This is a genomic window from Streptomyces sp. NBC_00510 (genome assembly GCA_036013505.1).
GTDB lineage: Bacteria > Actinomycetota > Actinomycetes > Streptomycetales > Streptomycetaceae > Actinacidiphila.
Window position 1 is genome coordinate 1970006 of record CP107851.1, and the last position, 23140, is coordinate 1993145.

18 protein-coding genes are annotated in these 23140 nt (G+C 74.5%); 9 read left to right on the top strand and 9 right to left on the bottom strand.

Annotated elements, in window-relative coordinates; genetic code table 11:
- Positions 1–213: 213 nt before the first annotated feature.
- The 3 genes from OG937_08790 to OG937_08800 are packed head-to-tail and all read left to right on the top strand — an operon-like array spanning position 214 to position 7308.
- Positions 214–3555: an ABC transporter permease gene (locus OG937_08790; GenBank protein WUD71784.1), complete on the top strand. Its 3342-nt coding sequence runs from the start codon at positions 214–216 to the stop codon at positions 3553–3555.
- 1 nt (position 3556) lies between these two features.
- Complete coding sequence (locus OG937_08795; protein WUD71785.1) at positions 3557–6331, top strand: hypothetical protein; 2775 nt, start codon at positions 3557–3559, stop codon at positions 6329–6331.
- Positions 6328–7308 carry an ATP-binding cassette domain-containing protein gene (locus OG937_08800; protein ID WUD71786.1) on the top strand — a complete coding sequence of 327 codons (981 nt, stop codon included), beginning with the start codon at positions 6328–6330 and terminating at the stop codon, positions 7306–7308. Before OG937_08795 ends, OG937_08800 begins: the two co-directional genes overlap by 4 nt.
- A gap of 13 nt (positions 7309–7321) precedes the next feature.
- Here OG937_08800 and OG937_08805 read toward each other — a convergent pair whose 3' ends face one another.
- Positions 7322–8974, bottom strand: coding sequence for an amidohydrolase (locus OG937_08805; protein WUD71787.1), 1653 nt, complete (start codon positions 8972–8974; stop codon positions 7322–7324).
- 99 nt (positions 8975–9073) lie between these two features.
- Complete coding sequence (locus OG937_08810) at positions 9074–10591, bottom strand: APC family permease (GenBank protein WUD71788.1); 1518 nt, start codon at positions 10589–10591, stop codon at positions 9074–9076.
- A gap of 145 nt (positions 10592–10736) precedes the next feature.
- Between OG937_08810 and OG937_08815 the strand changes: the two genes are divergently transcribed.
- Positions 10737–11456, top strand: a complete 720-nt coding sequence (locus tag OG937_08815) for a TetR/AcrR family transcriptional regulator (GenBank protein ID WUD71789.1) — start codon at positions 10737–10739, stop codon at positions 11454–11456.
- A 33-nt stretch (positions 11457–11489) separates the two neighbouring features.
- Positions 11490–12476: an NAD-dependent epimerase/dehydratase family protein gene (locus OG937_08820; GenBank protein WUD71790.1), complete on the top strand. Its 987-nt coding sequence runs from the start codon at positions 11490–11492 to the stop codon at positions 12474–12476.
- A 46-nt stretch (positions 12477–12522) separates the two neighbouring features.
- Here OG937_08820 and OG937_08825 read toward each other — a convergent pair whose 3' ends face one another.
- From OG937_08825 to OG937_08850, 6 genes are read right to left on the bottom strand one after another with little or no spacing between them, the layout of a single operon-like run.
- Positions 12523–13731, bottom strand: a complete 1209-nt coding sequence (locus tag OG937_08825) for a VWA domain-containing protein (GenBank protein ID WUD71791.1) — start codon at positions 13729–13731, stop codon at positions 12523–12525.
- The gene (locus OG937_08830; protein ID WUD71792.1) at positions 13724–14623 is read right to left on the bottom strand and encodes a MoxR family ATPase; all 900 of its coding nucleotides are present in this window, start codon (positions 14621–14623) and stop codon (positions 13724–13726) included. The genes OG937_08825 and OG937_08830 overlap by 8 nt, the downstream gene beginning before the upstream one ends.
- Entirely contained in the window at positions 14613–15572 is a 960-nt protein-coding gene (locus tag OG937_08835; GenBank protein WUD71793.1) for an XdhC family protein, read from the bottom strand. Before OG937_08835 ends, OG937_08830 begins: the two co-directional genes overlap by 11 nt.
- An 8-nt stretch (positions 15573–15580) precedes the next feature.
- Positions 15581–17953, bottom strand: coding sequence for an aerobic carbon-monoxide dehydrogenase large subunit (locus OG937_08840; GenBank protein ID WUD71794.1), 2373 nt, complete (start codon positions 17951–17953; stop codon positions 15581–15583).
- Complete coding sequence (locus tag OG937_08845) at positions 17950–18471, bottom strand: (2Fe-2S)-binding protein (GenBank protein ID WUD71795.1); 522 nt, start codon at positions 18469–18471, stop codon at positions 17950–17952. The genes OG937_08840 and OG937_08845 overlap by 4 nt, the downstream gene beginning before the upstream one ends.
- 1 nt (position 18472) lies before the next feature.
- Positions 18473–19345 (bottom strand): xanthine dehydrogenase family protein subunit M, encoded by an 873-nt coding sequence (locus OG937_08850; GenBank protein WUD71796.1) that lies wholly within the window; start codon positions 19343–19345, stop codon positions 18473–18475.
- A gap of 117 nt (positions 19346–19462) precedes the next feature.
- On the opposite strand from OG937_08850, the gene OG937_08855 reads away from it, so the two are divergent.
- The 3 genes from OG937_08855 (at position 19463) to OG937_08865 (ending at position 21314) form a co-directional block, all read left to right on the top strand.
- A complete protein-coding gene (locus tag OG937_08855; protein WUD71797.1) occupies positions 19463–20422 on the top strand; it encodes a LysR family transcriptional regulator in 960 nt (319 codons plus the stop codon).
- A 12-nt stretch (positions 20423–20434) separates the two neighbouring features.
- On the top strand, positions 20435–20563 hold the full coding sequence (locus tag OG937_08860; protein ID WUD71798.1) for a hypothetical protein: 129 nt from the start codon (positions 20435–20437) through the stop codon (positions 20561–20563).
- Positions 20564–20657: 94 nt separating this feature from the next.
- Positions 20658–21314 (top strand): hypothetical protein, encoded by a 657-nt coding sequence (locus tag OG937_08865; GenBank protein ID WUD71799.1) that lies wholly within the window; start codon positions 20658–20660, stop codon positions 21312–21314.
- Between the two features lie 91 nt (positions 21315–21405).
- Here OG937_08865 and OG937_08870 read toward each other — a convergent pair whose 3' ends face one another.
- A complete protein-coding gene (locus tag OG937_08870) occupies positions 21406–22191 on the bottom strand; it encodes a tyrosine-protein phosphatase (GenBank protein WUD71800.1) in 786 nt (261 codons plus the stop codon).
- A 133-nt stretch (positions 22192–22324) separates the two neighbouring features.
- Between OG937_08870 and OG937_08875 the strand changes: the two genes are divergently transcribed.
- Complete coding sequence (locus OG937_08875; protein WUD71801.1) at positions 22325–23101, top strand: enoyl-CoA hydratase-related protein; 777 nt, start codon at positions 22325–22327, stop codon at positions 23099–23101.
- Positions 23102–23140 lie beyond the last annotated feature (39 nt).

The following is a 23140-nucleotide window of genomic DNA, read 5'->3' on the forward strand; positions in this document are numbered from 1 at the left end:
ACCACTGTTCACACGGTGGTAACGAGCACGGCATCGCGGATGCGATGATCATATCCGCGCGCCCATTCCTGACCTCACCGCAGCGTGACGGTGGGGACACGTGTGCGATCACGTCATGACATGGGCGTAGTCTGTGTCACTCCTCACCGCTCCGCGGTGATCTGGTCGACCACTCGCAACACACTGTTACGGGCATCGAGAACGGGGGGACTGGTGCCGGGCTTCGTCTTGCTGCGCCTGCGCGCGCACCGGCTGCTGCTGGGCGCCGCGCTGCTGTCCGTCGTCCTGACCACCTGCGCCGTGGCCACGCTGGCCGCGTTCAGCGCCGCGGTCGGGGACGCGGGGCTGCGGCGCGCGCTCCAGGGGCCATCGGCCGCCAGGACGCTGATCGACGTGACGTCCGAGGTGACGGACCAGGACACCGGAGGTCTGGACCCCCGCGTGCGCAAGACCCTCGCGGGGGCCTACGACGGGCTGCCGGCGCGGGTCTCGTCCAGTACCCGCTCCGGTGCGTACGGACTGCCGACGCAGCTGCGCCCCGCCGGTGCGCCACGCTCGGACAACCCGGACCTCACGCTGCTCGCCACGTTCGACCGCTCCCGGGTGACCATGGTCGAGGGCACCTTCCCGGACGCCCCGGAGGCCGAAGGCCCGGTGCCCGTCGCGCTGCCCGACACGGCCGCGAAGGCCCTCGGCGTGACGCCGGGAGACGTGATCACGCTCGCCGACCGCCGCGGCGGGCCGCCGCTGCGCGTCCGGCTGACCGGCCTGTACCAGCCCGTGGACCCGTCCGCGCTGTACTGGCGGCTCGACCCGCTTGCCGGGCGCGGCGTGCGGACGCTGTCGTTCACCACCTACGGCCCGATGCTCACCGATCCCCGGGCTTTTGCTTCGGGCGTGGTCCCGGCCGCCGAGGTCCAGTGGACGGCGGGGGCAGACTTCTCCGCCGTGACCACCGCCCGCCTCGACCGCGTCGGCCAGGACGTCCGCCGGACGGTGGGGCAGCTGGACGACACGGTGTTGAAGGGGGAGACGACGGCGAGCAGCGAGCTGCCCGCCCTGGCGGCCGACCTCAACCGCAATCTGCTGGTGAGCCGCTCGACGCTGCTCATCAGCGCGTTGCAGCTGATCGTCCTCGCGGGCCTGGCGCTGATGCTCGTCGCCGGCCTGCTCGCCAGCGAACGCTCCGAGGAGACCGCCCAGCTGCGGGCCCGCGGCGGTTCCTGCTCCCGCGTCGCGGGCCTGGCCTCCGCCGAGGCACTGCTGCTGGCGCTGCCCGCGGCACTGCTCGCACCGCTCCTGACCGGGCCGCTGGTGCGACTGCTCGCCGGGCACGGGGCCCTGGCGCGGGCGGACGTCCGGCTGGAGGTACCGACCGCCACGGCCTGGTGGGCGGGCGTGCTGGCCGCGCTCGCCTGCGCCGTGGCGGTGGCCTCACCGGCGCTCCGCCGCACGGGCACCTACGCAGTCGAACGGCAGGCACGGACCCGCAAGGGCGCGCTGCCGGGTGCCGTGCAGGCGGGCACCGACCTGGCGTTGCTTCTCGTGGCAGGCCTGGGCTACTGGCAGCTGTCCCGGCGCGACGGCGGGACGGGCGCGCTGTCCACCGACACCACGGGGAAGCTCGGACTCGATCCGGTGCTCATCGTGGCCCCCGCGATCTGCCTGCTGGCGGGAGCCGTGCTCGCGCTGCGTCTGCTGCCGCTGGCCGCCCGCCTCGGGGAGCGGCTGGCGGCCGGTTCCCGAGGCCTGCCGACCGCGCTGGCCGGATGGCAGCTGGCCCGGCGGAGCGGCCGCGGCGCCGGCCCGGCCCTGCTGCTGGTCCTCGCGGTGTCGATCAGCATGTTCGCGATCGGCGAGAACGCGAGCTGGGAGCGGTCCCAGCGCGACCAGGCCGACTTCATGACGGGCGCGGACGTCCGCGTCGCCGGTACCTCCACGCAGCCCTTCGGACAGGGCGGCGTCTACGACCACGTCTCCGGGATCGCCGCGGTGACCCCGGCGAACCGCAGCACGGTGCCGCTGCCCCGGGGCCGCGAGGCGACGGTGCTGGCGATGGACACCGCCACGGCCTCCCGGGTGACCGGTCTGCGCGACGACCTCACCGACCGGCCGTTCCCGGACCTGCTGCGCTCCCTGCGTCCCACGGAGGACGCCGCCTCGCGGGACGCCGGGTTCACGCTGCCGGACGATGGGGCACGGCTCCGCCTGACCGTCCGCCTGCAGGCCCGGGACGCCCGCGGCCGCGCGAGGGCGAGCGAGATCGGCGACCGGCTGTCGGCGACCTTCACCGACCGCTACGGCGTCCCCTACACCATCGCGCTGGGCGAGGTCCCCGCCGACGGCCGACCCCACGTCCTGGAGGCGGACTTCGCCACCGAGGCGGGCCGGGCCCCCGGCGCCGGCCCGGCCGGGCCGCTGCGCCTCACCGGGATCAAGGCCGGCTTCTCCGTGCCCCGGTCGTCCGAACACCACCGCCTGTCCGTCACAGCCCTGCAGGCGGTGGCCGCCGACGGCGCCACGCATGCCGTACCCGTACCGGCCCGCTCCGCCTGGCAGGCCCACGCCCTCATGGGCAACCGGGACTTCACCGAGGACCCCGATCGCGGCTTCGTCTCCACACGGGCCGGCAGTCCGCGCTCCGGCGGGGGCACACCGCTGACCGTCGAGTACGACACCGGCCAGATGCTCCTCGAGGGGTACATGCCGAGCGGCTTCGACCAGGCGACCGTGATCGTGACCTCGGGACCGAAGGCCCCGGCCGCGCTGACGGGGGTTGCCACCGACTCCTTCCTGCGGGCGGTCGGCGCGAAGGTGGGCGACCCGGTGCGGATCCAGCTGGCCGGCGCGACCGTGCCGGTCCGCGTCACCGCCGCCGTCCGCGCCCTGCCCACCGCCGCACCCAAGGACAAGGACACCGACGGCGGGGCGCTGCTGCTGGACCTGCGCTCCGTCAACACTCTGTTGAACGGGACCGACCAGGGCTCCCTGGCACCCGGCGAGTGGTGGCTGGCGGCCGAGCCCGGCGCGACCGCCCGCGTCGCCGCCGCCTTGCGGGCCCGCGGCGACATCACCTCGCTCCTGGTGCGCGACGAGCAGCGGACCGAGCTGCAACGCGATCCGCTCGGCGCCGGGCCGGTGTCCGCGCTGCCCGCCGCCGTGGTGACCGCCGCGGTGCTGGCCGCGGTCGGCTACGTCGTCGCGGCGGCCGGAGCGCTGCGCGAACGCTCCCAGGAGTTCGCGATGCTGCGGGCGCTGGGCACCCCACGCCGCTGGCTCGCCCGGGTGATCGCCGCCGAACAGGGCCTGCTGGTCCTGGTCGCGGTGGGCGTGGGCGCCGTACTCGGCGGACTGCTGACCCGGCAGGTCGTCCCCCTGATCGTCCTGACGGCCCGCGCGCAGAGCCCGGTCCCCGAGGTCCGGGTGGAACTGCCGTCCGGCCCACTGGCCGTGCTGCTGATCGCCGTCACCGTGCTGCCCCTGCTCGGCGTCATGCTCACCGCGTGGCGGTCCGCCGACCCGGCCCAGGCGCTGCGGCGCCAAGGAGGTGAATGACGTGGCCGAGCCCCGTTCCCGACGCAGCGGTGACGTCTCCTGGATCCGCGCCCGGCTGCGCGCCGCCCCCGGCGGGACGCTGGCCCTGGCCGCGCTGGTGTTCGTCACCGCGTTCCTGGCGGCCGCCCTGCCGCGGGCCGTCGAGGGCTACGAGGACACCGCGCTGCGTGACACCGTGTCACACGCCTCGATGCCGAACCGCAGCGTCACCATGTCGCTCCAGGTCTCCCAGCTGTCCGTCCCCTTCGGCCCCGAGGCGCTGCTCACCCCGCGGTCGCTGAAGGCGACGGAGGCGCAGTTCCAGCGTCTCGTGCGGCCTCCGCTGGCGCTGGACGCGGACCGGACCGTGTACGGCGTGCGTTCCGTGGAAACGGTCGCCACCGACCCCGGACTGACCCGGTTCCCCGCGGTGGACCCGCTCCCCCCGAAGAGCACCCTGGTGGCCCAGCCCGACCTCGCGGCGAACACCCGGCTCCTCGAGGGACGTCTGCCCCGGCCCGGCGCCGACGCCCACGGCGTCGAAGCGGTGATCACCGACCGCACCGCCAAGGCCATGAAACTGCGCACCGGTTCGGCCTTCCACCTCCAGGACGCAGTCGGATCCGTCATGACCGTTCGGGTCACCGGGATCGTCACTCCGCGGACACCCGGCGCCGCCTGGTGGAACGCGGAGTCCGACCTGCGCAGGCCCAGCCTGCGCTCGCTGCCCAGCCCGGGCAACGATCCCGTACGCTACTGGCACTTCACCGCGCTCATCGACCAGAACGCCACCAAGGCCCTGCTGAGTCTGCAGGACGGCGCTCTGGCCTACTGGCACCACCCCGCGGACGTCGACGCTCTCACCGCGCAGGACGTCCCCGCGCTGCGCGACCGGCTGTCCGCGCTGACGGCGGGCCCTGCCGCGGCGCAGTTGCAGACCCGGCAGCGCGGCCTGCGTGTCGAGGAGCAGGGACTCGCCGAACTCCTCGGCCCCTTCGTCGCCGAACGCACCGCCGCCCAGCCGCTGGTCCTGGTCGCCGCCGTCGGCGTGGGTACCGTCGGCGCCGTCGTGCTGCTGATGGCGGCGGGCCTGTCGGCGGCCCGGCGCAGGGCCGAGTTCACCTTGCTGCGGGCCCGCGGCATCAGCCTGGGCGCGCTCACCGGCCGACTGCTGGCGGAGAGCGCGGTCGTGGCGGTGCCGTCAGCTGCGGCCGGCCTGGCCGTGGCGCTGCTCCTGCTGCCGGCCGAACGCGCCGCGCTCGCCGTGTGGTCGGCCACCGCCGTGGCCGTCCTGGCCACGGTGAGCCTGCCGCTGCGGGCGGCCGCGACGGCCCGCCGGCCGCGCCCCGAGCAGCGTGAGGACATCGTCGCGGCACGGCCGTCGCGGCGCCGCACGGTGACCGAGCTGGCGGTCGTGGTCGTCGTCGCCGGCGCCGTGGTGGCACTGCGGCAGCGCGGCACGGCGGACGGCGGCGCGGACGTACTGACCGCCGCGGCGCCGGTGCTGCTGGCGGTGGTCGCCGCGCTGGTGCTGCTGCGGCTGTACCCCTGGCCGGTGCGGCTGCTGGCACGGCCCTTCGCACGGCTCAACGGAGCGGTGCTGCACCTGGGCCTGGCCCGCGCCGGACGCGCCCCCTCCACCACGGCGCTGCCACTGCTGGCCGTGCTCGTTGCCCTCACGGTCACCTCCTTCGGCGGATCCGTACTCGCCGGCGTCGAGTCGGGACGCGACCACGCCGCGGTGACCGCGGTCGGCGCGGACGCCCGCGTGCAGAGCTACGGCGCCCTGCCGCAGGGCCTGACCGCACAGATCCGCAAGGTCACGGGGGTGCGGGAGGTCACCGGCGTCCGGATCGAATCCGGGCAGAAACTGATCAACGACAGGGACCGGTTCGACCTGCTGGTCGTCGATCCGAAGCCGTACGCCCAGCTCGTGGCGGCCACCGGCCTGGGCGCCGACTTCCCCGCCGGCAAGCTCGACTCGGGCGCGAAGGAGCCCATTCCCGCCATCGCCTCCCCGGCGATCGCGCGAAAGTTCGGGAATGGCGTCGGCGACCCCGAGAGCGTCAGGTCCTCGGTCGGGCGGGTCATGGTGCGCGTCGTGGGCACGCAGGACGCCACACCGGCGGCCCCCAACCACGAGTTCCTGATCGTGTCGCGGGCCGCCCTGGCGAAGGTCGCACCCGGGACGAAGGAACCGGCGCACGGTCCCTCAACGCTCTATGCGACGGGCACCGGTATCGACGCGCAGGCGCTGCGCGCCCTCGTGGCCAAGGCCGCGCCCAAGGCGCAGGTCACGCTGCGGACCGAGCAGCGCGCCTCGTACGGGACGACGTCGGCGCTGCAGTCGGGTGCACGGCATGTGTACCTGGCGGCGGTGGCGGCGGGCGCGGGGTACAGCGTGCTGGCGTTGCTGTTGTCGTTGCTCCACAACGCGCCGCAGCGCAAGGCGTTGCTGGCGCGGCTGCGAACGATGGGCATGGCGGGCGGTCAGCGGCAGTGGCTGGCGGTGCTGGAGATGCTGCCGCAGGTCCTGCTGGGCGCCCTGGGCGGTGTCCTGGTGAGCATGGCCACCGTGCCGCTGGTACGTCCGGGCGTGGACCTGGTGGCACTCGCCTTCACCGTCCGCACGCCCGCCACCGACCTGTCGGGGGCGGTGTTGCGCACCGACGTGGCGTCGCTGCTGGTGCCTGCGGCCGCGCTGGTGCTGCTGGCCTGTGTGGTGCTGGCCGTACAGGCCTGGCTGACAGGGCGACGGGGAGAAGGAACCGAACTCCGGATGGGTGAACGATCATGACTCAGAACACGTCCGGCACCGCCGAGCGCGGCAACGTCACGCTGGCGGACCTGGAACGGCGCGTCACCGAGAGCCGGGAGCAGCCCGCCTACGGGCACGACGCGTTGATCGTCTGCGACCGGCTGGTGCGGATCTTCACCGCCCAGGGCGTGGAGGTCCAGGCGCTGCAGGGACTGGACCTGCTGGTGCAGCAAGGCGAACTGATGGCCCTGGTCGGCGCGTCCGGCAGCGGCAAGTCCACCCTGCTCAACATCCTGGCCGGGCTGGACACCCCCACCGCCGGCGCCGCCTCGGTCGCCGGCTTCGACCTGCTCGCCATGAACGCCGCCGCGCGCCTGCGCTACCAACGCGAGGTCGTCGGCTTCGTCTGGCAGCAGACCTCACGCAACCTGCTGCCCTACCTGACCGCCCTGCAGAACGTCGTCCTGCCCATGCGCCTTGCCGGCCGCGTCAAGAGCCGCACCGAACGCGCCAAGCGCGCCACCGAACTGCTGGACCTGATGGGCGTCGGCTACGCCGCCGACCGCCGACCCCAGCAGATGTCCGGCGGCGAACAGCAGCGCACCGCCATCGCCGTGGCGCTGGCCAACCACCCCTCCCTGGTGCTGGCCGACGAACCCACCGGCCAGCTGGACTCCGCCACCGGCGAGCAGGTCTTCGGCGCCTTCCGCACCGCCAACAAGGAGCTCGGCACGACCATCGTCGTCGTCACCCACGACCAGGCCGTGGCCACCGCGGTCGACCGTACCGTCGCCATCCGCGACGGCCGCACCGCCTCCGAAGTCCTGCGCCGCACCAGCGTCGACGACGAAGGCCGCACCACCGTCCACGCCAGCGAATACGCCACCGTCGACCGCTCCGGCCGCCTCCAGCTCCCCCGCGACTACACCCACGCCCTCGACATCCGCAACCGCGTCATGCTCGAACTCGAACCCGACCACATCGCCGTCCGCCCCGACCGCCCCGAAGAGGACTGACCGGCCGGGGCGCCTACGCGTCCGGCGCCGCGTAGACCCGCTGACCGCCCACGAAGGTCTGCAGCACCCGTGTCGCGGCGATCTCCGCGGGCGGCCCGGCGAAGGGGTCGCGGTCGAGGACGACGAGGTCGGCCAGCTTGCCCGGGGTGACCGTGCCGGTGTCGTCGAGGTGGTTCACGTACGCGCTCCCCGCGGTGTAGGCGGCGATGGCGGCGGCCAGGTCGACGCGCTGCTCCGGCAGGAAGACGGGGGTGCCGTCCGGGGCGTCCGGGGTGCGGCGGTTGACCGCGACGTGCAGGGCCTGGAACGGGTCGGGGCTGCTGACCGGCCAGTCGCTGCCGGCGGCGAGCGTCGCGCCGGAGCGGAGCAGATCGCCGAACGGGTACTGCCAGGCGGCCCGTTCGGGGCCGAGGAACGGCAGGGTGAGCTCGTCCATCTGGGGCTCGTGGGCGGCCCACAGCGCCTGGACGTTCGCTGTGGCGCCCAGAGCGCGGAAGCGGGCGACGTCGTCCGGATGGACGACCTGCAGATGGGCGAGGTGGTGCCGGGTGTCACGGAAGCCGTTGGCCGAACGGGCCGCCGCCACCGCGTCCAGCGCCTCACGGACGGCGCGGTCGCCGAGGGCGTGGAAGTGCACCTGGAAGCCGAGGGCGTCCAGCTCGGTGACGTGCTTCGCCAGCGCCGCGGGGTCCACGAAGCTGATGCCGCTGTTGGCGGAGGCGCAACCGCAGGCGGTGAGGTAGGGGCCGAGCAGCGCCGCCGTCCCGTTCTCCGCGATGCCGTCCTGCATGATCTTGACGCTGGTGGCGCGGAAGCGGCCCCGGCTCACGGCGGCCCGCCGTTCGACGAGTTCGGGGATCTGCTCGGCGCCGCGGGCCCGGTCCCACCACAGGGCACCGACGACGCGCGCGGTGAGCAGCCCGTCGGCGATCAGGGCATGGTAGGCGGACACCGGGTCGGTCATGTTCGCGTAGTCGCCGACGATGGCGTCCTGCCAGGCGGTGACACCCAGGGAGTGCAGCACGCGCTGGGCACGCAGCAGCGCGGCGGTCCGCTCGCCCGGGGTGACCGGCGGCAGGAGCCGGCCGACGAGGTGGAGGGCGCCCTCCTGGAGCATCCCGGTGGGGTTGCCGTCGGCGTCGCGCTCGATGCGGCCGTCCGCGGGGTCGGGGGTGTCCCGGGTGATCCCGGCGAGTTCCAGGGCGCGGGAGTTGACCCAGGCCCCGTGGTGGTCCCGGTTGGGCAGGAAGACCGGACGGTCGGCGACGACGCCGTCCAGGAGCGCGGCGGTGGGGGTGCCGCCGGGGAAGGCGTCCAGCGACCAGCCACCGCCGGTGATCCACTCTGCGCCGGGATGCCCGTCCGCGTAGGCGCGGACGAGCCGCAGGTACTCCCGCGCCTCGTGGGCCTCCGCGAGATGGCACTGGCCCAGCTCGATGCCGGCGCCGAGCGGGTGGACGTGGGCGTCCTGGAAACCGGGCAGCAGCATCTTCCCGGCCAGGTCCACGACCTCGGTGCCGGGCCCGATCAGCTCCCGTACCTCGTCGTGGCCGACGGCGGCGATGCGGCCGTCGCGCACGGCCACCGAGGTGGCCCGGCCGAGGACGGGGTCGACGGTGTGCACCGGGCCGCCGGTAAGGACGAGGTCGGCGTGCGGGTGGGACATGGCGTGCGCTCCAGGGGCAGGGGTCGCGGGGGGCCGGGCTTCCGGTTCGGGTGCGCGGTTCCGGGTTCGGGCTTCGGGCTTCGGGCTTCGGGCAGTGCGTCAGACGGTCGTACGGTCCATCGGCAGCGTCAGGGCGTCCGCGTCCGTGCCGCGGCCGGTGGCGAAGTAGGGAGAGCGTCGCAGGTACTTGGCGCAGGCGGCCATCACCAGGCCGGCCAGGACGATCCCGCCGGGCAGCGCGAGCATGAACCAGCCGTTGCCGGGGCTGAGTTCGAAGTGGTCGCTCATCGTGGCGTACGAATGGCCGAGGTAGCAGCCGGCGCCCAGGAGCACCGCGCCGGACAGGCCGGGCACCACCACGGACAGCAGTGCCTCGCGGGGCCCGGCGCGCAGCGCGCCACGGAAACGGACGGCGCAGGCGACCGCGGTCAGGCCGTAGTAGAGGGCCACCAGCAGCCCGACGGAGTTGACGGCCGCCAGCAGCATGTCGTTGAGCCGCGGGATGGCCATCGCCAGCAGCGCGATGGCGGCGGCGACGGCCATGACCAGGACGGTGCCCACGGCGGGCGTGCCGAAGCGCGGGTGGATCCGGGTCCAGACGGGCCCCATCGTGCGGTCCCGTCCCATGGCCAGCATGCCGCGGGCGGTGGGGATCACCGAGGACTGCACGGAGGCCACGGCCGAGAACATCAGCGCGAGCAGCGGCAGGCTCGCCCACGGCTCGTCGGCGAGCTTCGCACCGAGGTAGGGCAGCGCCTGCGGGCCGTTCTCGATCAGCTCCGACAGGCTCATCTCACGCTGGAAGGCCACGGAGGCGAAGAGGAACATGCCGAGCATCGCGACCAGGGCGATCGTGCCGCCGCGCGCGGAGTCACCGACGTCACGGGTCTCCTCGTTGACGCTGAACGCCGCGTCCCAGCCCCAGAAGAAGAACACCGCGAGCACCAGGCCCTGGGCGAAGGCCGTGCCGTCGTGGACGGCGAACGGGTCGAACCAGGAAGCCCGCACCGCGTGACCGCCGCGCAGGAACGCCAGGCCGCAGAAGACGAGGAGCACGGCGTACTCGAAGACCAGCAACCCGGCCTGCAGCCGGGTCGCGCCCCGCACCCCCGTGACGGCCAGGACGGTGACTCCGGTGAGGACCACCAGGCCCAGTACGGTGCTCACCGCGGTCGACCCCGGGTCCAGGGCGAGCCCCGCGACCTCGGTGAGCCCCGCCTTGTTCGCGAACGCCAGGATCACCGAGCCGGTGATGGCGCTGGTGTACGCCATGAAGACCACGGAACCGGCGAGGGTCACCCAGCCGGTCAGGAAACCGGGCCACGGTCCCAGGGTCGCACCGACCCACGTGTAGCCGTTGCCGCAGTTCGGCTCGGAGCGGTTGAGCCGGGCGTACGCGGTCGCGATGCCGAGCACGGGCAGGAAGGCCAGCAGCAGCACGACCGGAGCCTGCAGGCCGACGGTCGCGGCGAGCGCGCCCATACCGACGCCGATGCTGGTGGTGGCCGCGGTGCTGGAGGCGGCGATGGCGACGCCGTCGACGACACCCAGCGAACGGCGCAACTGGGCGGGGGATCTGCCGGGTCCGGGGGCTGAGGCGGGTCCGGTGGTCGGCATCTGGGGCTCCTCTGAGGGAGGACGGACGGGGAAGAGCCGCGCGGGGTTGTGATGAAACAGGCCATGTTCATCTACCGTCAATGGTGTTGACATAAGGCGGCCCGGGCGCCTTCACTGTGCGCGACGCCGAGAGAAGGGCCCGCCCATGACCGCCGCCACCGGCGACCGCGTCCCCCGGGAACGCAAGCGCCGCCGCCCCACCCGCTCGGGCGTCCTGCTGTCCGGCCCGCTCATCGTCGACACCGCCCTGCGCCTCATCGGCGAACACGGCCCCGAGGCACTGAGCGTCCGCCGCCTCGGCGCGGCCCTCGGCTGCGACCCCAGCGCGGTCTACCGCTACTTCCACAACACCGACGACCTGCTGCTCGCCGTCGCCGACCGCATCATCGGCGACGCCATGGACGGCTTCACCCCCGGCGACGACTGGCAGGCCTCCCTGCGCGACATGGCCGTACGGGTCCGCGACGGATACCTCGCGCACCCGCGCGCCGCCGCCATGGCCTCGTACCGGATCACCCGCCGCGAACACGAGTTCCGCGCCGTGGAGGCGGGCATCGGCATCCTGCTGCGGGCGGGCTTCGCACCGGACAGCGCCGTCCCCCTCTACCTGGCGTTCATCGACACCGTCCTCGGCCACGCCGCCCTCGACGCCGCCCACCTCGCGCTGCCGCGCGCCCAGCGCGAGGCCGACCGGCGCGCCTGGACCCAGGAATACCGCTCCGCGACGGTCGACCCACAGGCCTTCCCCGCACTGTCCGCCGTCCGCGGCCACCTGCACCTGATGGCCGGCAGCTCCTTCGACACCGCCGTCGACCTCATGCTCACCGCCCTCGCCGCACGATTGCGCCCACAGCGTGATCGCTGACGTCCGGCCGCACCGCGGGGCACAGTGGCCGGTATGAAGCTGCTGACCCTGGGTGGAACCGAATTCGTGGGACGCGCCGTCGTCGAGGACGCGCTCGAGCGGGGCTGGGAGGTCACGGTGTTCCACCGCGGCCGGCACCAAGCGCCGCCCGGCGCCACCGTGCTGCTCGGGGAACGCGGCACCGAAGGCGGCCTCGCCGCCCTCGCACACGGCGAGTGGGACGCCGTCGTCGACACCTGGTCCGGCGCACCGGCCACCGTACGGGACACCGCCCGCCTCCTGGCCGGGCGCGCCCGGACGTACGCCTACGTCTCCAGCCGCTCCGTGTACACCTACCCCGCCCCCGCCGGACTCGACGAGGACGGACCCGTCGTGGACGCCTCGCCCGGTGACGGACACGACGTCGACTACGCCCGCGCCAAGCGCGGCGGCGAACTCGCCGCGACCGAGTCCTTCGGCGACCACGCCCTGCTGGCCCGCGCCGGCCTCATCCTCGGCCCCTACGAGAACATCGGCCGCCTCCCCTGGTGGCTCACCCGCATCGCCCGCGGCGGCCCCGTCCTCGCCCCCGGCCCCCGCGACCTCCCCCTGCAGTACGTCGACGCCCGCGACCTCGCCGCATGGGTCCTGGACGCCGCGGAATCCGGCCTCGGCGGCGCCTACAACCTCGTCAGCCCACCCGGGCACACCACCACCGGCGAACTCCTCGAAGCCTGCGCCGCGGTGACCGGATCCGACGCCGAACTGCGCTGGACGGACCCGGAGACGGTCCTGGCCGCGGGCATCGAGCCGTGGACCGAGCTGCCGGTCTGGCTCCCCCCGGGCGAGCTCTACGACACGCTCCACACCGCCGACGTCTCCCGCGCCCTCGCCACCGGACTGCGCTGCCGCCCCGTCGCCGAGACCGTCGCCGACACCTGGGAGTGGCTGCGCTCGCTGGGCGGCACGGCACCCCAGCGCCCCGACCGGCCCACGGTGGGCCTCGCCCCGGAGAAGGAGGCCAAGGCGCTGGGCGGTTGAGACCCACCGCCCGACACCGGCACCGACACCCGCGTGGAGCCCTGCGTCACACCTGCCCCGCGCCACGGCGGCGGCCCGGCGCGGACAGCGCGGCGGCGAAGTCGCCCAGGGCCGCCAGGTCGTGGGCGCTGACGACGGCGTCGCAGTACGGCAGCGCCGCGGCCATGCCGCCCACGAGCGGACGGTAACGGGGGCTGGCGGTACGGGGGTTGACCCACACGACACGGAAGGCCACCCGGGCGAGCGCCGCCATGTGCCGGGCGAGGACGGCGGGGTCGCCCGTGTCCCAACCGTCCGAGACGATCACCACGACGGCGCCGCGGGCCATGCCACGGCGTCCGTACCGTTCGTTGAACTCCCCCAGGCACGCGGCGATCCGCGTGCCCCCCGACCAGTCCGGCGCCGTACGCCCGGCGCGCGCCAGCGCGTCGGAGGGCAGGCCGGGCCGCCGCAGGACGGGGGTCAGCCGGGTGAGCCGGGTGGCGAACGTGAAGACCTCGGCCCGCGCGCCGCGCGACGCGCAGTAGAGCAACTGCAGCATCGCCCGGGCGTACGGCTCCATCGACCCCGAGATGTCGCAGAGGACGACCAGGCCGCGGCGGCGGGGCCGCGGCACGAAGCGGCGCAGCCGCAGCGGGTACCCGCCCGTGCGGCGCCCGGCGGCGAGGGTACGGCGCAGGTCGATGCGGTCTCCGTGGTGGGCGGGCCGGCGCCTGCGGGACGGACGGAGCGGGGTGTTGAGCACGATCGCGCGCATCGCCCGTGCCAGGAGGACGAGTTCGTCCTCGGTCAGCTCCGCGAAGTCCCGGGTGGCGAGGCGGTCGGCGGGGCTGGCGGTGGTCGGTGTCCCGACGTCGCGCGCCCGCCCCGGGGTGTCCTCCGCGGGCCGCCCGGCACCACGCCGCGGGGCGGCACGTCCGGCCCCGGCGGACGACCGCGGCGGGTCGCCCCGCTGCCCCCGCGCGACCGGGTGCCCGGGACCTTCACCGCCGAACACCTCCCGGAACACGGCGTCGAACGCCGGGATCTGCTCCGGGTCCGCCACCAGCGTGGCCAGCGCGCAGTGCCGCAACTGCGGCGTCGTCACCGGAGCCAGCACGGTCACCGCCCGCGCGCACCGCGCCGCCCTGTCCGGTCCCACCGGTATCCCCGCCCGCCGCAGGGCCTCGCCGAGCGTGGCCACGACCTCCGCCAGCCCGGGTACCGGAGCCGTCTCGACCCTCGCATTACTCGCGTCACCCCCGGCCTCATGCATCGCTGTCCACCAGGTGCGCGAGACCCTCGGCGCGGACCGCCGCGAGGTCCTCGGCGTACTTGAGGACCGCGCCGAGGGTGCGGTCGGCCGCGTCCGCGTCGAACGAGGTGAGGCCCAGCGCGCGCAGCGCGCCCGCCCAGTTGACGGCCTCGGCGATGCCGGGCGGCTTGGTGAGCCGGTGGTCGGCGCGCAGCCGGTCCACCGCGCCGGCCACGCGGGACGCCAGCCACTCCCCCGCGCCCGGGACGCGGCGGCGGATGACGGCGGCGACGCGCTCCGTGTCCGGGTACTCGATCCAGTGGTAGAGGCAGCGCCGCTTCAGCGCGTCGTGCAGGTCACGGGTGCGGTTGGAGGTCAGGACGGCGACGGGCGGCACCGTGGCGGTGCGCGTGCCGAGTTCGGGGACGGTGACGGCGGCGTCGGCCAGCAGCTCCAGCAGGAAGGCCTCGAACTCGTCGTCGGCGCGGTCCACCTCGTCGATGAGCAGGACCGCCGGCCGGGGCCCCGGATGGGTGATGGCGGCGAGCAGGGGTCGCGGCATCAGGAAGTCCTCGGTGAACAGGTCGGCGTCGCGCAGGGGTTCGCCGCGGGACTCGGCTAGCCGGATCGCGAGCAGCTGGCGCGGGTAGTTCCACTCGTACAGCGCCTCCGCGGCGGAGAGCCCCTCGTAGCACTGGAGGCGGATCAGCGGGGTGTCGAGGACGGTGGCGAGGGCGCGGGCCGCCTCGGTCTTGCCGACGCCCGGTTCGCCCTCGAGCAGGATCGGCTGGCGCATGCGGACGGCGAGCAGCAGGGCCGTGGCGAGCGCGTCGTCGGCGAGGTAGTCGGCGGCGTCGAGCCGGGCGCGCAGGGCGGGGACGTCGGGGACGAGGGCGTCGGGGTCAGGAGGCATGCGCGTAACGGGTGGGGTCGTCGGTGTAGGCGTGCCGGCAGCCGGGGCCGCAGAAGTAGACGGCGCCGCCGCCCTGCCCCGTCAGCGCGACGGTGCCGGGGGTGACGGCGACGCTCATGCCGCACACCGGGTCCACGGCCTGCGCGACGGGCCGCTGGGACGCCGCGGGCTGGCCCGTGCCGGGGCGGCCGCCAGGGCGGGCGGCGGGGCGCGGCCGCACCGCGATGACCTCGGCGTACACCGACACGGCGATCTCCGCCGGGGTCCGGGCCCCGATGTCCAGCCCCGCCGGGGTGTGGACGCGGGCCCGCTCCTGCGGTGTCAGCCCGAGCCCGGCGAGGACGGCGGTACCGCGCCGGGGGCTGGCGACGAGCCCGACGTACGGGACCCCCGCGCGCACCGCCGCGGCCAGCGAGGCCTCCTCGTCACGGCCGTGCGAGGCGATCACGACGGCGTCCAGGTCGTCGGGCAGCGGGGTCCCGGGTTCCGCGGGCCTGGCGTCATAGCCGAGGGCCCGGCCGACGTCGAGCAGGGCGCGGGCGATCGGCGCGTGGCCGAGCACGTGCACCAGCAGGGGCGGCAGATGGGCCTCCAGGAAGATGTCCAGGGTCCCCCCGGACTGGCACGGGTTGGCGACGGTGACCAGGCCCTCGCCTTCCGCCCCGCCCCCGTCCGCCCCGCGCCCGGCCGCGCCCTCCGCGCCGCCGGGGGTGATCCGCAGCAGCACCGACTCCCCGGTCTCCAGCAGGCGCAGCCCCTGCAGTTGCACGGTCGACTCGGCGCAGACGCCGCCGACGAAGCCCTCCACGGTGCCGTCGGGCAGCACCAGCGCGCTGTCGCCGGGCTTGGCGCTGGTGGGGCGCTGCGCACGGACGACCGTGGCGAGGACGAACGGGGTGCGGCCCTGCCGCAGTTGGTCCGCGCGGTCCAGCAGTTCCGTGCTCTTCATCGGGGGCCTCAGGTGATCGCCAGGTCGCTGCGGAACGGCCGTCCCCGTGCGGCCCGCCAGACCGCCGCCGGGGTCAGGGGCATGTCGATGTGACGTACCCCCAGCGGTCGCAGGGCGTCGACGACGGCGTTGACGACGGCGGCGGGCGAGCCCACGGTGGCGGACTCGCCGACGCCCTTGGCGCCGATCGGGTGGTGCGGCGACGGGGTGACGGTCTCGCCGAGCTCCCAGGAGGGGCATTCGACGGAGGTGGGCAGCAGGTAGTCCATGAAGGACCCGCCGAGGCAGTTGCCGTCCTCGTCGAAGGCGATCACCTGCATGAGCGCCATGCCGAGCCCGTCGGCGAGCCCGCCGTGCACCTGCCCCTCGACGATCATGGGGTTGATGCGCGTCCCGCAGTCGTCCACCGCGATGAAGCGCCGCACCTTGACCTGCCCGGTGCCGGCGTCGACGTCCGCGACGCAGATGTAGGCGCCGAAGGGGAAGGTGAGGTTGGGCGGGTTGTAGACGCAGGTCGCGTCGAGGTGTCCCTCCACGCCCTCGGGCAGTTCGAGGGTGGAGTGCGCGGCGAGCGCGATCTCGGCCATCGTGCGGCCCTGGTCGGGGTCGCCCCTGACCGACCAGCGGCCCTTGGTCCACTCCAGGTCGTCCGGGCTCACCTCGAGCATCGCCGAGGCGACCAGCCGGGCCCGTTCGCGGACCTTGCGGGCCACCAGTGCGGCGGCGGCGCCGGACACGGGGGTGGAGCGGGAGCCGTAGGTGCCGAGCCCGAAGGGCGTCTGGTCGGTGTCGCCGTGCACCACGTCGACGTCCTCGGGCGGGATGCCCAGTTCCTCGGCGACGATCTGCGCGAACGTCGTCTCGTGGCCCTGCCCCTGGGTCTGCACGGAGATCCGCAGCACGGCCTTGCCGGTGGGGTGGACGCGCAGCTCGCAGCCGTCGGCCATGCCCAGGCCCATGATGTCCATGTGCCTGCGCGGGCCCGCGCCGACGGCTTCGGTGAAGAAGCTGACGCCGATGCCCATGAGTTCGCCGCGCCCGCGCTTGTCCGCCTGCTCGCGGCGCAGCTCGTCGTAGTGCGCGAGGTCCATCGCGAGCCGCAAGGCCCGCGGGTAGTCACCGGAGTCGTACTCCCAGCCGGTCTTGTTCCGGTACGGGAACTGCTCGGGCCGCAGCAGGTTGCGCATCCGCAGTTCGGCGGGGTCGGTGCCGAGTTCGGCGGCGAGCACGTCGACCATGCGCTCCACGAGGTAGACGGCCTCGGTGACGCGGAAGGAGCAGGCGTAGGCGACGCCGCCCGGCGCCTTGTTGGTGTAGACGCCGGTGACCTCGCAGTGCGCCGCCTCGATGTCGTACGAGCCGGTGAAGACGCCGAAGAAGCCGGCGGGGAAGTGGGTGGGCTGGGCGGTGGCGTTGAAGGCGCCGTGGTCGGCGACGACCTTCACGCGCAGGCCCAGGATCCGCCCGTCCGCGGTCGCCGCCATCTCCCCGTGCATGTGGTAGTCGCGGGCGAAGGAGGTGCTCATCAGGTTCTCCGAGCGGTCCTCCACCCACTTGACCGGCTTGCCCGTGACGATCGAGCCGACGACCGCGCACACGTACCCGGGGTAGATGCCGACCTTGTTGCCGAAGCCGCCGCCGATGTCCGGGGAGATGATGCGGATCTTGTGCTCGGGAATGCCGGACACCATGGCGTAGAGGGTGCGGTGCGCGTGCGGGGCCTGGGTGGTGGACCACACGGTGAGCTTGCCGGTGACGGCGTCCATGTCGGCGACGGTGCCGCAGGTCTCCAGCGGGGCGGGATGCACCCGCGGGTAGAGCATGTCCTGCGTGACGACGAGGTCGGCGCGGGCGAACACCTCGTCGGTGCGCTCCTTGTCCCCCGCGGACCAGTCGAAGACGTGGTTGCCGGTCTGGCCCTCCTTGTCGTCGCGGATCAACGGCGCGTTGGCGTCGAGCGCCCTGCGGGCGTCGACGACGGGCGGCAGCGGGTCGTACTCCACGTCGATCAGTTCGAGGGCGTCGCGGGCCGCGTAGCGGTCCTCGGCGACGACGAAGGCGACCTCCTGCCCCTGGAAGCGCACCTTGTCGGTGGCGAGCACCGCCTGGGTGTCGTACGAAAGGGTCGGCATCCAGGCGAGTCCCAGCCCGGCCAGGGTCTGTCCGGTGATCACGGCCTTGACCTTCGGGTGCGCCTCGGCGGCGGAGGTGTCGACGGACACGATCCGCGCGTGCGCCAGCGGGCTGCGCAGGACGGCGCCGTAGAGCATCCCGGGCAGCCGCACGTCGTCGACGTAGGTGCCGTGGCCGCGCACGAAACGGGCGTCCTCCTTGCGGGTCATCCGCCCGAAGCCGACCGGCCGTTCCCCGGTGGTGGTCATGTCCGCACCTCCTCACGGCCGGAGGCCTCCTGCGCCGTCTCTCCGGCGGGTCGCGCGGTGCGCCCCTGCTCGGCGGCCCAGCGGATGGAGCGCACGATGTTCTCGTAGCCGGTGCAGCGGCACACCTGGCCGGAGATGGCCTCCCGGATGTCCTCCTCGGAGGGGTCGGGGTCGTGGTCGAGCAGCCAGCGGGCGGTCATCATCATGCCGGGGGTGCAGAAGCCGCACTGCAGTCCGTGGCAGGCGACGAACCCCTGCTGGACGGGGTCGAGTTCCGCCCCGTCGGCCAGGCCCTCGACGGTGCGGACCTCGTGGCCGTCGGCCATCACCGCCAGCACCGTGCAGGACTTGACGGGCGCGCCGTCCAGCCAGACGGCGCAGACCCCGCAGTTGGAGGTGTCGCAGCCCCAGTGGGTGCCGGTGAGGCCCAGCTCGTCGCGGAGGAAGTGCACGAGCAGCAGCCGGGGTTCGACGTCCCGGGTGTACCGCTCGCCGTTCACGGTGACCGTGATCTGCATGTCAGGCCTCCTGGCCGTGGGCACGGGCGGCCGCGGCGCGCAACGCCCGCACGGTGAGCTCGGCGGCGAGGTGGCGCTTGTAGTCGACGGGGCCACGCTGGTCGGCGGAGGGCCGGCACTCCTCCCCCGCTATCCGGCCCGCCTCGGCGAACCGCTCCTCGCCCGGCGGTCCCCCGCGCAGGTACCGCTCGGCCTCCTCGGCGACGAACCGGGGCGCGCCGACGGCGGTCAGCCCGATGCCCGCCTCGGTGACCACGCCCGCCGACAGTTCCAGGACCGCGGCCGCGGCGGCGACCGCCCAGTCACCGGCACGGCGCTCCACCTTGCGGTAGGCGCTGGCGTGCGAGCGGATCGGCACCCTGATCTCCAGCAGCAGCTCCGCCTCGCCGAGGACGGTCTCGTACGGGCCGAGGAAGAACTCCCGCACCGGCACGGCCCGCCGGCCGTCCGGACCCTGGGCGACGAGGGTCGCGCGCAGCGCGCAGAACGCGGCGGACAGGTCCTCGGACGGATCGGCCTGGCACAGCGATCCGCCGACCGTGCCGCGGTTGCGCACGAGCGGGTCGGCGATCATCCGCTCCGCGTCGCGGAGGACGGGAAAGTGCTCGCCGACCACGGCCGAGGCCAGCAGGTCGGCGTGGCGGACCATGGCGCCGACGGCCAGTTCACCGCCGTCCACCCGGATGCGGGTCAGCTCGTCGAGGCCGTTGATGTCGATCAGCGCCTCCGGTTGGGCGAGCCGCAGCTTCATCATCGGCAGCAGGCTGTGCCCGCCCGCCACGACGCGGGCCTCGGGCCCGTACCGGGTGAGCAGCTCGATGGCGTGGTCGACGCCGGTCGCCCGCGCGTACTGGAATGTGGCCGGAACCTGCATGGCGCCCTCCTGGATCCGGGCCTTCCCCCTGTGCGGTGATGCTGCGCCTCGCCAAGGCGCCGGTGCAATGGGCCGATAAGGCTTCACTTATCGGGGTGAAAGGGGGAAAATCGAAGGGTGACCGTGACGCAGCTCAGCACCTTCGTGCTGGTGGCCCGGCTCGGTTCCGTCACCGCCGCGGCGCGGACGCTGAACGTGAGCGAGTCCGCCGTGTCGCAGTCGCTCAGCGCGCTGCGCGCGCACTTCGGCGACCCCTTGATCCGGCGCGCGCCGGGCGGCGGGATGCGGCTCACCCCGGCGGGCGCGCGGCTGCTCCCGGTCGCCTCGCGCATGGTCGCGCTGAGCGCGGACGCGGAGGCCGCGGTGCGGGCGGCGCAGGGCGGGCCCGACGAGCTGCGCGTGGTGGCCGCGGGCACGCTCGCGGAATTCGTGCTGCCCTCACTGACGGAGGCCTTCGCCGAACGGACGGGCCGCCGCATCGACACGTCCTTCGGCGTCGCCACGACGAGTGAGATGCGGGCGCTGGTGGAGCACCGCCTGGCCGACGTGGCGCTCGGCCCGGACCTGGGTGCGGTGCGCGGCGGGGGGCTGATCGGCGAGCCCGTCTTCCGCGCCCTGCTGGTCGCGGTGACCGGACCCCGGGCACCCCGGCCTGCGGGACCGCCGTCCCGCTGGACGTGGCTGGTCGACGCCTCCGGCACCGACCCCGGCGCCGACACGGGACGCCTGCTGCGCAGGCTGCGGGTGCCGGAACCCCGCGTCCGGGTCTTCCCGCACCAGACCGCGGCCTGGGACGCCGCCGCGGAGGGCGCGGGCGTGGCGCCCGCGGTGGCGCACCTGGTCACCCCCCGTCTGCGGCGCGACGAGCTGCGCCTCCTCGACACCCCGGCCACCCCGGCGGACGCCACCTGGTACGCCACCGTCCTGCCCCCCGGCCTCCGCTCCCCCGCGACCGACGTCTTCCTCCACTTCCTCCACACCGCCGCCGCCACCCGCGTCATGGGCGCCCCCGGCACCGGCATCACCCCCTCCCGCTTCCGCCCCGCCATCCACGTCACGCTCTGGCCGACCGCCTGACCCCGCCCCGGCATGCGGCGCGGACTCCCCGGCCCGGCCCTCCAGGGCGTCAAGGACGCCCTGGAGGAGCACCTCACGGGCGACACCCGCTTCACCTTCCTCGGCAAGGAGGCGCACCCGGCCTTCCCGCGGGCCTCCTGACAGCGCGCACACCGACGAGAGCGCCGGAAGGCCGCCCAGGTCGCGGGGCCGGTGACCCATGGGAGGGGCCTTTCGGTCGCGGTACGCTCCTGCCATGTCCCGATCAGCCGATGCCGGCCTCTCACGGTCACCCGTCACCGCGGATGACCTCGACCTCGCCGTGCAGCTCGCGGTGGCAGTCCTCCGAGAGGCGCCCCCGGCTGCTTGGGAGGGCAAGGCCGGTTCGCTGGAATGGGACTGCTGGGAAACCGTCGAGCACCTCAGCGACGACCTCTTCGCCTACGCGGCACAACTGGGCCCCAAGACACCGCCCTTGGACGGCGAGGTGCCCTTCGTATGGGAGAGTCGGCGGCCCGGCGGCCCGGCGAACGCCATTCACGCGAACCGCGCGGCGGGGCCCGCCGGTCTGCTGCAGGTCCTGGAAGCGAGCGGGGCGCTGCTGGTCGCCATGGTGCGCACGACGCCACCGCAGACCCGCGCTCACCACGCCTTCGGCGTCTCGGACCCCGAGGGATTCGCCGCGATGGGGATCGTGGAGACGCTTGTGCACACCCACGACCTGGCACAAGGGCTCGATCTCGTATGGAGCCCGCCTGCCGATCTGTGCTCCCGGGTGCTCGCCCGGCTGTTTCCGCACGCGCCGTCGTCCACGGATTCCTGGTCCACCCTTTTGTGGGCCACCGGACGCGCCGACCTGCCCGGGCACCCTCGTCCCACGTCGTGGCGCTGGGACGGCACGCCCCGGGCATAGGCCGTGCCCGAGGGCACGACCGCGCTCGGCCCCTACCGGACGCACACCGCGGCACCGCGGAACCGGGGCGCGCCCGCACGAACGGCAGCGGTCAGTGCGGGGCCGGGGTGACCAGGACTTCCTTCAGACGGGTGAGTTCCGCCGCCGTCAGGCCGCGGTCGCGCAGCCAGGAGCCCGCACCGCCGTGGCCGGTGTGGAGGACGTCCAGGAAGCGGTGCATGACGCGCGGTTCCGAGGCCATGAAGGCGTGCTCCACGGCGGGCAGGTCGCGGTAGGACGGGAAGCGGGCCAGGCGGGCGCGGATGCGGACGACGCGCTGTGCGGTGAGCGCGTAGTCGGCGGCGATGGCGGGGGCGGGCACGCCCACCGCGTCGAGCAGGAGGGCCGCGAGGACACCGGTGCGGTCCTTGCCGACGGCGCAGTGGAAGACGACGGCGTGCTGGTCGGTGTCGGCGACGACGCGCGCCGCGGCGACCAGCGACTCGCCGCTGCCGTCGAGCAGTCCGAGGTAGAAGCCGGTCGCGTCGCCGTCGTCCGCGGTCGTCGCCGGGACGGTGTCGGTGACCAGCGCCCGTACCCGGCTGACCGGCAGGTTCATCCGGCGCACCGCGGCGTCCGCCAGCAGGCCGTGCCCCTCGCGGGCCGCCTCGTCCGGGCCGCGCAGGTCGAGGACGGTACGCAGCCCGTACCGGCCGAGCAGCAGTTCGACGTCGTCCGCCGTGGCCTCCTGGAGGGTGCTGGCCCGGAACACCACACCGCGCCGGGTCGTGCCCCCGTCCCGCACCGGCAGACCGCCGAGGTCGCGGATGTTGTCCACCTCCGCCAGCTCGAGCCAGCGCGGCGTCTCACCGGTCGATCCGTCCCGCGTCGTCTCCAAGGCACCCTCCTCGTAAAGCCCCTGGCCATCGTGCCGTGCGCGGCCGCCCCGGTCCACCGGCGACCGCCGCCACGGGGATATCGTCGGCTGATCCCGGGGACCCCCCGCCGACCACCGACCGGAGGTGCCCGCCATGGCCCAGCCCGAGCCGCCCGTAGAGCCGTTGGTGCGGACGGAGCGGCACGGCCGCGTCCTGGTGATCCGGATGTGCCGTGCGCACAAGCGCAACGCCGTGGACCGGCACCTGGCCGAGGCGCTCGACGCGGCGTTCAACACCCTGGAGGACGACCCGGAGCTGTGGGCCGGGGTGCTCACCGGCTCCGGCGGGGTCTTCAGCGCGGGCAGCGATCTGAACGCCATCGGCGACTACGTCACCGAGCGCGGCGGCGAGTACGGGCTGATCCGCCGTCACCGGCGCAAGCCGCTGGTCGCCGCCGTCGAGGGCGCCGCCCTGGGCGGCGGGATGGAACTGGTCCTCGCCTGCGACCTGGTGGTGGCCGCGGCGACCGCCCGTTTCGGACTGCCGGAGGTCCGGCTCGGCCTGGTGCCCACGTGTGCGGGGCTGTTCCGCGGCCCGCGCGCGCTGCCCGTCAACCTGGCCAGGGAGATGGTGCTGACCGGCGACCCCGTCGACGCCGCTCGGGCGCACGCCGCCGGGCTGGTCAACCGGGTCACCGGTGAGGGCGGGGCGCTCGCGGGCGCGCTCGAACTCGCCGCGCGCGTCTGCGAGAACGCCCCGGTCGCGGTCCAGGCGAGCCTGGTGGCGATGGACGCGTGGCTCTCCGGCTCCGACGGACTCGGCTGGCGGGCCACGGAGGAGGCCACCCGCACCGTGATGGCCTCCGAGGACCGGCACGAGGGCGTCGCCGCGTTCCTGGACCGGCGCCCGCCCCGCTGGACCGGCCGCTGACGCCCCGGTAACCGGCGGATACACGCACGCGGGTGACTC